Here is a 13869-nt window from a genome sequence, read left to right as displayed (position 1 = left end):
CCCGCCGATCACAGGTGAAATCTTCTCGTAAAACTTTAGGTCATCATCAGTGACCTCAAATTTATTTGAGCACTGTTTGCAGTTATGATTCATATGATTTTAATCAAGTTAAATGTTTTTTTGGCTTGATCCAAAAACTGGTGTCGGAAATTTCGCGATCTTCCATGAGTAGCCTTTGTAATGGCGCTACAGTGAGCCTTATGATTTTGACTAAAAAATACTATTGGTGCGTAGTTGAAGTGGAATAAAATCGTATTGAAAAGAATTCTTCCGACCCTTCCATTGCCGTCAAGAAAAGGATGGATGGATTCGAAACGAATATAAAATTCTATGGCAAGGAGAGGAGGGTAAATTTTCTTTTTATTTTCCACGAACCACTCCAGTAATTTTTTCATTTCATTTTTCACTTGTGATGGCGCAGCTGTCGGTTGCTCTCCGGGAGCTACATTGTTTTCAGTCTTCCATTTGCCGACAATAAGCGGATCGTCCAGATCATGCAATAGTAAAGAATGTATTTTTCGGATGCTCTTGAGATTCCATTTCATTTCATCGGAGAATGCGAATTTGATAGCCGCAAGCGAATTCAGAACCTCCCTCTCCGTGCGATTTTTTGGTTTTCGAATATTGCTTATTGCAATTTTTTCGAATTCGTTTCTTTTGGTCTTTGACCCTTCCGAACGATTGGAATTAAAAGCAAATTGCATTATAAACTGTCTAAGATAGTCGGCATATTCTTTGGTAAATAACTCACTCGAAGATATAAGCGTAAAAAGGCATTTCATCTTTTCGATTTCATTGAGTTTTTTTGGAGCAAAGGTTTTTACGGCGGCCGAGTTTAATTTCGCAATCGCGTCATCGCCTATTTTCGTAAAAAATCCAATTAACAAATCCTTGATATTATGTGGGACACCATCTCCCAAGCATAAGCTACGCCCCCCATATTGGAGGTAGTAATAGCTCTTTTTATTTATAACTTTTTTCGTGACAAATAACATAAATTCATTTAACTTTTAAAATACAAAAAAATTATAACATAGAAGCGGCTTTATTAGCAACGTAATAATCCTTTTGCCCATACAATAGCGATAAAATAGGTTTTTGAATTTAACTTTTAAAACGTCATTTTTCTAATCTAGCGGGAGTTCCCCGCCCGTAAGGGCGGGGTTTATTTTGGTACGGACTATGTGATGGGGATGATAATTCAGGCACCGTGGATGCTTTGGGCGGTTTTCGGACTTGAGCTCGCTTTGATTTTCACTTCTTGCGCATGGAGTACAAAAAGGCTTGTTATATTTTAAATAGATTTTGATCGTATCACAGTCTATAATTGAATTGGCTTAAATAAATTGAAATTCACGTTAGATATTCTTTATTTGCAAATTTAAAACTAAGTTTAAGACTGATGACAACTCTTCTCTCAAATGTAAATATAGTCACCCCAAAGAAAACTTTTCAGGGGCATATTTTGATTGAGGATGGGAAGATTGCGAAAATTTACAAAGGTGGGCATGAGGTTATGGGTGAATTTGATGAAGAGTATAACCTTGAAGGTATGTATGTGTTGCCTGGAGTTATAGATGCGCATGTGCATTTTAGGACACCTGGGCATGAATATAAGGAGGATTGGAAAACCGGTTCGGCGGCGGCGATCGCCGGTGGCGTTACAACTGTGCTTGATATGCCAAACAATAATCCGCCTGCAATTTCAGTCGAAGCCTTGGATGCTAAAAGGAGTTTGATTAATGGTAAAACGCGAGTTAATTATGGTCTATATATAGGAGCTACGCCGACAAATATTGAAGAAATAAAAAAAGCTTCGAATATTGCCGGTGTAAAAATTTATATGGGGTCTTCGACCGGAGATTTGCTTGTTGATGAACATTCCGTTATTGAAAAAATATTCGAATCTTTGCCAGACATACTTATTGCTATCCATGCCGAGAGTGAACTTATGATGAAAGAGAATTTGGAAAAATTTAAAGACTCAAACGATCCAAGTGTGCACAGTAAAATTCGTTCTTGCGAATGCGCCCATATTGCTACCAAAGAAGCGATTCATATCGGTAAAAAATATGGAAATCGATTGCATATTTGCCATATGTCGTGCGAATCTGAGCTTGATGAAGTGAAAAAATTTAAAGCTGCTAAATCCACTGAACATGATCTTCGACTTAGTTGCGAAGTGACTCCACATCATTTGTTTTTAAATACTTCGGATTATGATAGGCTCGAAAATTATGCTCGTATGAACCCACCACTTCGCCATGTAACTGATAACAAAGCTTTGCGCAAAGGCTTGAAAGATGGCTCTATAGATATGATTGCGACTGACCATGCTCCACATACAAAAGAGGAAAAAGAGAGGTCTTACACAGAAGCTCCTTCCGGTATTCCCGGTGTTCAAACTTCTTTACCATTACTTCTCAATGAAGTGAATCGTGGAGAATTAAATCTTCAAGATGTTGTACGACTTATGTGTGAAAATCCTGCGAGGATTTTTGGGATTATAAATAAAGGTGTGATCGAAGAAGGTTATGATGCGGACCTGGTTATAATTGATATGGACATGGAAAAAGAAGTAAAAAACAGGGAGCAGTTTTCTAAATGTGGTTGGAGCGCATTTGATGGCGAAAAATTAAAAGGTTGGCCGGTGATGACTTTTGTACATGGTATACTCGTATACGATGATGGGAAAGTTTTGGATGAATTTAAGGGTACAGAAGTTAAGTTTGCAAATTAAATTACGCTCAATTCAATTATGAAAATTATTTTAGTTAGACATGGGCAGACTTTTGAAAATGTGAGTGGAGTTATGCAGGGGCAGGATGAGTTACTTGGTCGATTGACGCCTCTTGGTGTTGCGCAGGCAGAGAAGCTTGCGGAGCGTTTGGCGAGTGAGAAAATTGATATGATTTTTAGTAGTGATCTCAATCGTGCGGTAAAAACTGCCGGAGCTATTTCGCAATTTCATGACGTGCCTTTTTATGTGACCTCTGATTTGCGGGAGCGTAATTATGGAGCGCTTACCGGATGTTTAAAAGAAAAGCTATTTGAAGAAATCGACAGTGCGGGTTTAACTGAAGTTTCATTGCGTCCGCTTGATGGTGAAAATTATCATGATGTTCGTATTCGTGGGCAAAAATTTCTAAATAGGTTGCTCAAAGAATATCCTAGCAAGACCGTGCTTATGGTTGCACATGGCGGATACAATAGAGCGTTTTTGAGTGCGGCACTTAACGTTCCGCTAGATGAAATGTTTTCTATTTCACAGGGGAATACTTGTGTGAATATTATTGAGTTCGATGAAAATGGAATCGGAAAGGAGGTATTGATTGATTGCACTGTTCATTTGGATTAGTTAAAACTTAATTTCTCGGGTTTGCGACTCACCACTTTTTCCCCGAGGAAAAGGTGTTTGGGAAGTGATTGCAGGAGGGTGGCCTCCGTTTGAAGGGTTGTTTTGTGGAATTTGCATTTAATTTCCTTGATTGTGTAGTGTGTTTTAGCTTTAATGAAGCAGTGAATAATTGAAGTAACCAAACGTGTAGTGGCAAACCTAAGCATTGAATTCTGCGGCGTAAAATTTCGGAACCCTCTGGTTCTTGCCTCGGGAGTTTTGGGCGTTACCGGGGATAGTCTTCGGTATGTGATTGAATGTGGGGCCGGTGGCGTAACTTCAAAATCCGTTTGGTTGGAGCCACACAAAGGTCATGCAAATCCGGTTGTGATAGCAAATGAAAATTGGATGCTCAATGCGGTTGGGCTTCCTGACGGTGGACTTGAAAAGGCCATGGATGAGCTTGGTGGGTTTATCAAAACCGGAGAAGCTCCGCTTATTGTAAATATAGTTGGAGGGAAGAAGTCAGATTTCTTGGCTATTGCAGATAGAATAAATGCGATAAATCCTCAATTAATTGAAGTAAATATGTCTTGTCCAAATGTGGAAAATGAATTTGGGAAACCTTTTGCATGTTCGATAATGGATGCAGTTGATTTAACTCGTGAAGTGAAAAAATATTTTCCAAATACTCCAATGTCTGTGAAGTTATCTCCAAATGTTCCGAATATTGGAGAGATTGCGCGCGCTTGCGAAGAGGCTGGCGCTGACGCAATTACTGCTATAAACACGGTTGGTCCTGGCATGGCGATAGATATAGATCTGCGCGCGCCAATACTTGCCAACAAAGTTGGCGGGCTATCCGGCCCGGCTATTCATCCAATTGCCCTCAAATGTGTATACGATATTTATAAATCTGTAAAAATTCCAGTTATTGCTACAGGTGGAGTACTGACTGGTCGTGACGCTGTCGCTATGATGATGGCTGGTGGAACGCTAGTTGGAGTAGGGTCTGCCACTTATTATCGTGGACCGGAAGTTTTTGGAATGATTGCAAATGAAATGAGTGAGTGGTGTGATGAAAATGGAGTTAAGGATCTGACTGAAATAATTGGTTGTATTCACAGAAATGCGTAGCATTTCCCTGTGTGGTTGTATGGAAAATATTAATAATAAATTTATCATAAAATATGTTACAAGGAATGCCGAAAGCGGCAAAAATATTGGAGAAAAAACAACTTAACGAGCAAGTTTATGAATATGTTGTAGATATTTCGCTTGGAGCTTTGCCTGGGCAATTTGTAAATATGTGGATTCCAGGGGTGGATGAAAAACCTTTTTCCGTTGCATATGATGATGGCCATCAAATGACTTTTGCGATTGCGGTAATAGGACCTTTTTCAAAACATCTTGCTGAAAATGTAAAAATTGGAGATAAAGTAGGCATTCGTGGACCTTACGGGACTGTAAATAGGATTCCTTCTAATTGTAATGTTGCAACCGTTGCCGGTGGATATGGAGCGGCTCCGCTTTATTTTTTCGCCGAAGCATGTGTAAAAAACGGATGCAAAGTTGATTTTATAGTTGGTGCACGTAACGCAGGGTTTTTACTTTATCTTGATCGAGCTTCGGCCCTTGATGGAGTAACTGTGCATATTGCAACTGATGATGGGTCCGAGGGTCATAAGGGGTATTGCACTCAGATTTTAGAAAAACTAGCAGATGAAAAAGAGATAAAATTTATAGCAACTTGTGGGCCGGAGCTTATGATGCAGGCTGTTATGAAAATTGCAGAGCCTCGAGGTATTGATTGTGATATTTCAGTTGAGCGATATATGAAATGTGGGATTGGAGTTTGCGGAAATTGCTCTGTCGATGGCACTGGAGAACCGAGCTGTATAAATGGTCCAGTCATGAGTTTGGAGCATGTGAAAAAACTTACAGACTTTGGAGAGTATCACAGGGATAGTGTTGGGAATAAGGTGTATTGGCGAAGAGCGGCGAAGTAAAAAATGAATTCTAATTTAAAAAATATGAACGAAGAAAAAATAGATTACGCTCGAGAAGTTGCAAAAGCTTTGCTTGAGATAGGTGCTGTTCGATTGAAACCAAGTGATCCCTTCACTTGGACATCCGGTCTTAAGTCTCCGATTTATTGTGACAATCGAATGTTAATTTCTCATCCGGAAGCTTATGAATTGGTCGTTGATGCATTTGTGGATATTATTGAAAATACTGAGAATCTTGATTTTGAGTATTTAGCTGGAACAGCTACAGCCGGAATTCCTTGGGCTGCATTTTTGGCTTACGATATCGCAATGCCGATGGTATATGTTCGTTCAAAACCAAAAGAGCATGGTGCGGCAAAAATGATAGAAGGTGATTTGCCAGATGGAAGTCATGTAATTGTAGTGGAAGATTTGATCTCAACCGGAGGGAGTTCTATAGTTACTGTGAACGCACTTAGAGAAGAGGGCTCATGTACAGTTACAGATGTATTAGCAATTTTCTCTTACAATTTCGCAAAAGCCAGCACTCGATTTAAAGAGTCAAATGTTAACGCATATACAGTTACAAACATTCAAACTTTAACTGATGTTGCAGTCGAAATGGGTAAGATCACAAAGGAAGAACAAGAGATGGTTCTTTCATTTACCCGTGACGCAGAGGCTTGGCAGGCTCAGTGGGCATAGCTTTTTATACCTCAATTTCGGAGGAAAAGATTTTTTGACTTTCGCCCCATTCGTGTTAGTATGTATTACTATTAACAATCAATTATGTTTGAAAATTGGACGCATGATTTCAAAGAAGGTGCAGAAAACTTAGCCATCGGAACCGGTATTGTAGTTTTTGGCGGTTTGGCTATGGCCGCTGCTGTTTCAGCGATTGGGTTTCCACTTATTCCTGACTTCCTTGGTCCTATGGAGGCTACCCGAAGTGGGGCTGCTAGCCTTATGACCGGATAAATAATTAATATGGGATTATATACTTTTAGCTTGAAAAACCACTCATCAAAAGGTAGTTTTTTTTTGATAAAATTAACTTAAAAAAATATGACACACGATGATGATGATTTTATACAGGCTATTCCTGAAGAAGGGCCGGGGGATCCGGGTGGGCTTGGCGGCTTTGTCACAGGGGTTGAGATGGATATAGAGATAGTAAGTGATGTTGAGGATGAGGATGATGTTGAAGTGAAGTTTGAGAATTTGAAAATCGAAAGTTTTGCGGACAAATTGAACAGAGCGATTGATAAAAAAGGTTCATGTATTTGTGTGGGGCTTGATCCACGCCTTTCGCAAATTCCTGCATGTATAGTTGATCCGATTACGGCAAAATTTGGGTTTACTCCAGAGGCCGCATCGAAGGCATTGCTTGAATTTAATCGTGGAATTATAGATGCGGTTTGTGATCTAGTGCCGATTGTGAAGCCACAGATAGCTTTTTATGAACAGTATGGATTTTTTGGATATTTGGCTTTTGAAGAAACTTGTCGTTATGCCAAGTCCAAGGGGCTCATGGTCATTGCGGATGTGAAGAGATCCGATATAGGTACGACAGCACAGGCCTACGCGAATTACTTTTTGGGAGAAGTGGAAATGTTTGATGATTCGATAAAACTTCTCGATGTGGATGCCGTGACGGTAAATCCATACATGGGTTACGATTCGGTGAAACCGTTTATAGACACTGCTAGGAAATTTGGAAAAGGAGTTTTTATACTTGTAAAAACTTCAAATCCGTCGAGTGGAGATATACAAGACCGCTTTGTTGATGGTGGTAATCCTGTATATGAAATGGTTGCACAATTTACAGAAAGTTGGGGCTCACAGGAAATTGGAAAGTCCGGGTACTCGAGTGTTGGCGCCGTAGTTGGGGCGACATATCCGGCTGAAGCGGCCAAGCTCAGAAAACTTATGCCAGAGACTATTTTCTTGGTACCAGGTTACGGCGCACAAGGCGGTAGCGCCGCCGAAGTCGCTCCATGTTTTAACAAGGATGGTCGCGGCGCCATAATCAATTCTTCTCGTGGAATTATTTTTGCATACGAAAAAGTAGATGGTCCGAAGGATGGTTCTCACTTCGAAGCCGCCGCTCACAATGCAGTTCTTGAAATGAAAAAAGATCTCAACTCGATTTTTTAGAATGTATCTATGGTTTTGATTAATCAAAAATGTGTAGTATGTCATGCTGATTTTGAAATCACTCAGCAGGATCAGGCTTACTATGCGAAACGTGAAGTGCCACTTCCGACTTTGTGTCCAAAAGATCGTCTTCGAAAACGTTTGCAATTTCGTAATGAGCGAAAACTTTATAAAAGAAAATGCAATCTTACTGATAAATATATTATTTCAAACGTGAAACCTGATGCGCCTTTTCCAGTTTATCATACTGATGAATGGCATAAGCAAAATTTTGAAATACCTTTTCTTGAAAGTTATGATTTTAACAGATCTTTCTTTGATCAATATTATGAGCTTTGGCTCAAGGCTCCGCGTATGCATATGGCGCTTGCCGGCAGTTTGGAGAACACCGAATATGCCAATCACTGCGGCCATTCCCGCAATTGTTATTTCATCTTTAATTCCGAAGATGATGAGGATTGTATGTACTGTCGTTTCGCTGATAAGTGTAAAGATTGTGTCGATTGCACGAATACGCTTAAGTCGGAATTGTGTTACGAGTGCGTCAATGTGAAGCATTGTTACAATGTGAAGTTTTCAGATGATTGTGACAATTGTAGCGACTCGATGTTTCTTCGAAATTGTCGTGGAGTTAGAAATTCTATGTTTTGTTATGGGCTTGAGCGGCAAGAATATTGCTTTTTTAATCAACAGCTTACAAAGGAGGAATACGAACAGAAATTGAAAGAGTATAGAGTTGATTCTTATAAATCATTGGAGTATTTGAAAAAAAGTTGGAAGGAGTGGAGTTCTTCGTTCCCAAAGATTCGTCATATAATTCTTAACAGTGAAAACTGTAGCGGTGACTCGCTTTATGATAGTCAGAATGCTTTTGATTGTTATAGCGCGACTGAGCTTCAAGATTGCAGATACGTTATGAATGCCCGCGATGTTAAGGATACTTATGATTTTTATGCTTACGGGATGGAGACGGAGCTTTGTTACGAATGCGTGACGATTGCACATTGTTACGATCTGAAATTTTGTAATTATGTTATGTATTCAAATAGTCTTCAGTATTGTGACAATTGTTGGAATTGTAAAAATTGTTTCGGATGCATAGGTCTTCGAGGTGGCGAGTTCTGTATTTTTAATAAAAAATATTCCGAGAAGGAGTATTTTGAGCTAGTTGGTCGAATAATTGAAAGTATGAAGAAAGAGGGCGAATACGGTGAGTTCTTCCCTGAGAAATTCTCTCTTTTCCCTTATGAAGACACCCTTGCTCAAGATTATTTCCCTATGGAGACTTCTGAAAAGGCTATTATCAATTCAGATGATTTCATGTCGGCTGAGACTATTCCAGATTTGATTTCTGACATCGATTTATCATTGGCTGAAAATACTTATTTTTGTTCGATAGAGAAAAAACCATTTAAATTTCAGAAGAAAGAATTGGAATTTTATAAGAAAATCGGAGTCTCAGTCCCAAGGGTGAGTTTTGAACCTAGGTATTTGAAAAGAAATGAGCTGATACCTTTTCCTTATTAATTTTTCCGAGAGTGCTTTTATTTAAACTTTGGAATTTCTCTTTCAAATTCCCAGCCATGTTCACTTGCGATGTCCAACAGCATTCCTGCGAGTCCATTTCGCTCATCCATTGGAAATACGAGAGTGAATTCTTCATGCATTTCTAGTTTCTTCTTTTTAGCTTGCTTTAGAGCTTCGTCGATCGCTTCGATGATTGTCATTTCCTCTGAAATCTCGACTTGTATTTCAGCTTTTTTGTTTGCTTCATCTTTGTATCCAAGCCTTGCGAGCCCGATATCGCTGTCTTCAGGTAGGATTAGCATGACCCAGTAGGCTGTGTTTTTCATGATTTTTTTGTGTTAAGGTTGATTTTTTTGGCTTAGATTAGTAGAATCTTCGCACTTCAAGCTTATTTTAACTTAATATATTAATGAAGGCAAAAAGGATAGAGATTAGTGGACAAATGGTGAATCCAAATGGACTTAAGAACAAAGTCAATAAGGAGGAGCTTAAGAGGCGTCTTATGGGTGAGCCGTTTAAAAGAACTACACTTTCGATGTATAGATATGTGAATATTGAAAATGTTGAAGATCTCCGGCACGAGCTTTTTGTCGAGTGGTCGGATCTCGGTGTTTTTGGTCGAATTTATTTGGCTAAAGAAGGTTTCAATGCTCAACTTTCTGTACCTGAGAATAATTTTGAAGCTTTTAAAAAGAATCTTGAAATGCGACCTGATTTTTTTAAAGATCTTCGACTAAATATTGCAATTGAGGATGATGGAAAATCTTTTTACAAACTTGATATTAAGGTAAAAAATAAAGTAGTTGCTGATGGACTCAATGATGGAGCTTTTGATACGACGAATGTTGGTATTCATTTGGATGCGGGTCAGTGGAATTCTATGATGGAAGAAGAAGATGTTGTCATTGTGGATATGCGTAATCATTACGAATCAGAAGTTGGTCATTTTGAAGGAGCAATCACTCCTGACTGTGATACATTTGCAGAAGAATTGCCGATGGTAGTTGATGAGCTTAAAAGTCAAAAAGATAAAAAAGTTATGTTGTATTGCACTGGTGGAATTCGTTGTGAAAAAGCATCTGCTTATCTCAAATCAGAAGGGTTTGAAAAAGTACACCAACTGAATGGTGGAATTATTAATTACAAAAGACAAATCGAATCACAAGGTTTGCCATCTAAATTTAAAGGTAAGAATTTTGTATTTGATGATAGGCTTTCTGAGAGAATTACAGATGATATTTTGAGTAATTGTCATCAGTGTGAATTGCCATGTGACGAACATACAAATTGTTTGAATGATGATTGTCATTTGTTGTTTATTCAATGTGATGATTGTGCGCAGAAGTATGAGGGATGTTGCACCCCTAAATGTATGGAGATCGCTGCATTACCTGAAGATGAGCAAAGAGCTCTTCGTCAAGGTGAGGCAAAAGATGGCGATTGTCAGTCTGTTTATAAAAGTCGTCTTAGACCAAAATTAAATGAAATTTTAAAAACATTTTAACTATGGAACTTGAATTATTATTACCTGGTGGGAGTTTGGAGAAGACGAAAATTGCATTTCAGTATGGAGCCGATGCAGTATATGTTGGAGTGCCTATGTTGTCATTGCGTGCTCGTGAAAACCAATTTAATTTGGATGATTTGAAAGAGGCGACAGAACTCGCACATTCTTTAGGAAAGAAAATTTATTTCACGGTTAATATTTTTCCTCATAACGTGAAGATTGATTTACTTGAAAAAGTTTTGGGAAAAATGGCCGCCCTCAAACCTGATGCATTCATTATGGCAGACCCGGGAGTTATCATGTTTGCTCAGAAATATGCTCCGGAGATTCCAATCCATCTTTCTGTTCAGGCGAATAATGTCAATTGGGCTTCTGCGAAATTTTGGCATGAGCAGGGGGTCGAGCGTGTTATAGTTTCTCGTGAAATTTCATTGAGCGAGATCAAACAAATCAAAGAACACAATCCGAATCTTGAGATTGAAGCATTTGTGCATGGTGCTATTTGTATGGCGTATAGTGGCAGATGTTTGCTTTCAAATTACTTTTCATATCGTGATGCCAATCAAGGGACATGTGCTCATAGCTGTCGCTGGGAGTACAAAGTATATGAGGCGAAACCAAACTCAGGTGTATATAAGCCAGAGAATTATGAGGAGATGGAAGGTAATTATTATCTTGAAGAAATTAAACGTCCCGGTGAATATTTACTTGTGGATGAGGATGAATTTGGTACATATATTATGAATTCTCGGGATTTGTGCGCGATTGAATATTTGCAAAATCTGATCGATGCCGGAGTGATAAGTTTTAAAGTTGAGGGTAGGTCGAAGAGCGTGTATTACGTTGCATCAGTCGCAAAAACATACAGAAAGGCTCTTGATAATATCAAGGCCGGAAAACCTTTTGATAAAAATCTTCTTGATGATTTGGCGAAGACTGCAAATCGTGGATTTATCCCCGGGTTCTTGGTTGAAAATCCAAAAGAGGCGGCTCAATATTATGAGAAAAATTTACCATATCAAACGCATGTTTTCTCTGGGGTTGTTCGTGAAGATTCAGATGTGAGCCGCCAAATGTTTGAAGAAAAAACAGGCGAGAAATTAAATAAAGATGAGTATGTGTACATCGTTGAAATTCGTAATAGAATTGATGATCATTCTAATATAGAAATTATGACTCCAACTGATGAATATGCTATGACGATAGATGGCCTTTGGAATATTCCAGGTAGTCATAATAGTCATAAGAAGTTTGAAAAAGTTGAATCTGTGCATGGTGGCGATGGACTTGCTTTGATCAAATTGAATATTCCAAATCTTCCGGTTCACACCATGCTTCGTCAGAAAATCCAGGCCAATGATTAAATTGTAATTCAGCTTCTTTTTTGATACAATAATAAGATTTTTATCAAAAATTAATCACTAAGATGAAAAAGAAAGCGGTTACAGATAGTATTGTTCAAATACTTCAGTCCATTGAAAAGCTTCAAAAAAAGAATAAATCGTTACAGCATCTTTTTGAATTTGGGAAAAAAAATATGAAAAAAAATAAATAAAATTATTATGCCTTCTTCTTATAGAGCACAACCGGAAATTCAAGATGATTTAAATGGGAATAATCAGGTGGAAGCCCCTATAGATGCTGTACGAATTGCAACAGATATTCTGGACGCTTTTTTATCCGCTAAAACCTTAGAAGATAAGCAGTTGGTTTATGACAACCTAGCGAGATACACGCCGGACCAACTTTGTCGTATAGAAGAGGAATTAAAAACAATGAAAAAGATTGAAATGGGAAAGGTGGATTTATTGCTTTTGAAGCTTGATATTTTGGAAGGAGAAATCTTGGAAATGATGCCGGAGTATCCGGTGAGTAAAAAAATAGCCGTAATTATAAATGGTGATAATATTGAAGATAAGCATATTGAAAATGTAAAATCTGCTATTAAAACCTTACAAGGGATCGGGTTCGATGAGATATTTGTCGCTCACTCCGGAAACCTGGAAGAATTCCAAGGAATTATTCAATTTGATGGTACGAAAAGCGGAGTCGATAAACTTTTTTCACAATTAGACCCATCTTTGCAAAAAGATGCATTGGTGTTTTTGTATACAACCGGACATGGAGATGGTGGGGCGGAGCGTGAGTCGACAATATATTTGCAGGGTGATAATCTAAGGCAAAGTGAGCTTTTGGAGTACTTGAAACCTATAAAAAACAAAGGCGCTCGATTAATCGCTAGTTTTGATCAATGCTATAGCGGAAATTTTCCGAAGGCTATTATCAATTCAGGCATCGAGGGAATTGCTCTTTCTCCCGGAGTGGAGGGGGTGGAAACGGCTTGCCAATTTTTTGCTCCTTATTTTTTTGCCGCTCTCAGTGAAGGAAGGGATATGAACAACGACGGATTGACGACAATACAAGAGGCGTTTTTTGCCGCTATGGCTATTTATAATACAAGTCTTGGTATTCAAGAACATGGGGAAATTGCAAGAAGTACCACTGAATTAACAGAAGAAAATTATGAAAAAATGATGAGATCCGGTAAGGCTACCGTAATAGAAATTGGAGCGACTTGGTGCGGACCTTGTAAGCTTTTTGCACAAGAGGTTCATGAAGTATGGGGTATGGTTGGTGAGCAGGTTAATTTTCTCACGATAACGATGGATCAATTTCCGGAAGAGTCTGATTCTCTTATTGCAAAAATGAAGGTGGAAAAACCGAAAAGAATACCCACCGTATATATTACAACCGATGGCGGTGCGACATTCATGCCATTCGTAGGAAGGGAAAGCTCAGATATCGCTATGGAATTAAAAAATGTTGCAGGCATAGAGGTGAATAATGACTTTCTGATAAATAAAATTCATGAGGCTGTGCCCTCGAAAACAAGGGAGGAGATAACCGAGATGGTGGAATATGGGATTACATCCATTGATGTTATTGCGTTGATGATGAATGATTTTGAACTCTTTAAGAAGGCTATGCCTTCATATTCAAACCCTTATTTTTCCACTCAAGATAAAGCGATGCTATATTTGAGTAAAGTGTCTCCCGAGACAGCCAATGGATATGCTGAGCGATTCAACATATACGTTATCGCTGGATTTGTAGGGGAGGGGATAAGTCCTGAACAAGCGAATGGATACGCCGAGCGATTTGACGTATATGATATTGTTAAGTTGGTAAAGGCGGGGATAAGTAACGAGGAGGTGTTGAAATATGATAAGAGCTTTCTCAGCTATGATATTGTTGAGTTGGTAAAGGCGGGGATAAGTTCTGAACAAGCGAATGGATATGGTCAGAGATTTCCCGGCTATGGGATTGTTGAGTTGGTAAAGGCTGGGATAAGT

General features: G+C 38.7%; 13 protein-coding genes. 11 read left to right on the top strand and 2 right to left on the bottom strand.

What is annotated here, in order from left to right; genetic code table 11:
• Window positions 1-89: 89 nt before the first annotated feature.
• Window positions 90-995, bottom strand: coding sequence for a Fic family protein (locus Q8P68_03985; protein MDP4008324.1), 906 nt, complete (start codon window positions 993-995; stop codon window positions 90-92).
• Window positions 996-1402: 407 nt separating this feature from the next.
• Between Q8P68_03985 and pyrC the strand changes: the two genes are divergently transcribed.
• The 8 genes from pyrC (at window position 1403) to Q8P68_03945 (ending at window position 9009) form a co-directional block, all read left to right on the top strand.
• Complete coding sequence (pyrC, locus tag Q8P68_03980; GenBank protein MDP4008323.1) at window positions 1403-2740, top strand: dihydroorotase; 1338 nt, start codon at window positions 1403-1405, stop codon at window positions 2738-2740.
• 18 nt (window positions 2741-2758) lie between these two features.
• Window positions 2759-3358: a histidine phosphatase family protein gene (locus Q8P68_03975; protein ID MDP4008322.1), complete on the top strand. Its 600-nt coding sequence runs from the start codon at window positions 2759-2761 to the stop codon at window positions 3356-3358.
• Between the two features lie 189 nt (window positions 3359-3547).
• Window positions 3548-4474, top strand: a complete 927-nt coding sequence (locus Q8P68_03970) for a dihydroorotate dehydrogenase (GenBank protein ID MDP4008321.1) — start codon at window positions 3548-3550, stop codon at window positions 4472-4474.
• 53 nt (window positions 4475-4527) lie between these two features.
• Window positions 4528-5346 (top strand): dihydroorotate dehydrogenase electron transfer subunit, encoded by an 819-nt coding sequence (locus Q8P68_03965; protein MDP4008320.1) that lies wholly within the window; start codon window positions 4528-4530, stop codon window positions 5344-5346.
• 24 nt (window positions 5347-5370) lie between these two features.
• Window positions 5371-6030 (top strand): orotate phosphoribosyltransferase, encoded by a 660-nt coding sequence (gene pyrE, locus Q8P68_03960; GenBank protein ID MDP4008319.1) that lies wholly within the window; start codon window positions 5371-5373, stop codon window positions 6028-6030.
• 84 nt (window positions 6031-6114) lie between these two features.
• Window positions 6115-6303: a hypothetical protein gene (locus Q8P68_03955; protein ID MDP4008318.1), complete on the top strand. Its 189-nt coding sequence runs from the start codon at window positions 6115-6117 to the stop codon at window positions 6301-6303.
• 87 nt (window positions 6304-6390) lie between these two features.
• Entirely contained in the window at window positions 6391-7482 is a 1092-nt protein-coding gene (pyrF, locus tag Q8P68_03950; protein MDP4008317.1) for an orotidine-5'-phosphate decarboxylase, read from the top strand.
• Window positions 7483-7491: 9 nt separating this feature from the next.
• The gene (locus Q8P68_03945; GenBank protein ID MDP4008316.1) at window positions 7492-9009 is read left to right on the top strand and encodes a hypothetical protein; all 1518 of its coding nucleotides are present in this window, start codon (window positions 7492-7494) and stop codon (window positions 9007-9009) included.
• Window positions 9010-9026: 17 nt separating this feature from the next.
• On the opposite strand, the gene Q8P68_03940 is transcribed toward Q8P68_03945, so the two are convergent.
• Window positions 9027-9335, bottom strand: a complete 309-nt coding sequence (locus Q8P68_03940) for a hypothetical protein (protein ID MDP4008315.1) — start codon at window positions 9333-9335, stop codon at window positions 9027-9029.
• Between the two features lie 83 nt (window positions 9336-9418).
• Between Q8P68_03940 and Q8P68_03935 the strand changes: the two genes are divergently transcribed.
• The 3 genes from Q8P68_03935 to Q8P68_03925 form a co-directional block, all read left to right on the top strand.
• Window positions 9419-10513 carry a rhodanese-related sulfurtransferase gene (locus Q8P68_03935; GenBank protein ID MDP4008314.1) on the top strand — a complete coding sequence of 365 codons (1095 nt, stop codon included), beginning with the start codon at window positions 9419-9421 and terminating at the stop codon, window positions 10511-10513.
• Window positions 10514-10515: 2 nt separating this feature from the next.
• Complete coding sequence (locus tag Q8P68_03930) at window positions 10516-11880, top strand: U32 family peptidase (protein MDP4008313.1); 1365 nt, start codon at window positions 10516-10518, stop codon at window positions 11878-11880.
• A gap of 198 nt (window positions 11881-12078) precedes the next feature.
• The coding region (locus Q8P68_03925; GenBank protein ID MDP4008312.1) for a thioredoxin family protein at window positions 12079-13869 on the top strand (1791 nt) is incomplete at its 3' end.

The organism is Candidatus Peregrinibacteria bacterium (genome assembly GCA_030700255.1).
GTDB lineage: Bacteria > Patescibacteriota > Gracilibacteria > UBA1369 > JABINC01 > JABINC01.
This window is presented reverse-complemented; position numbering and strand designations above follow the sequence as displayed.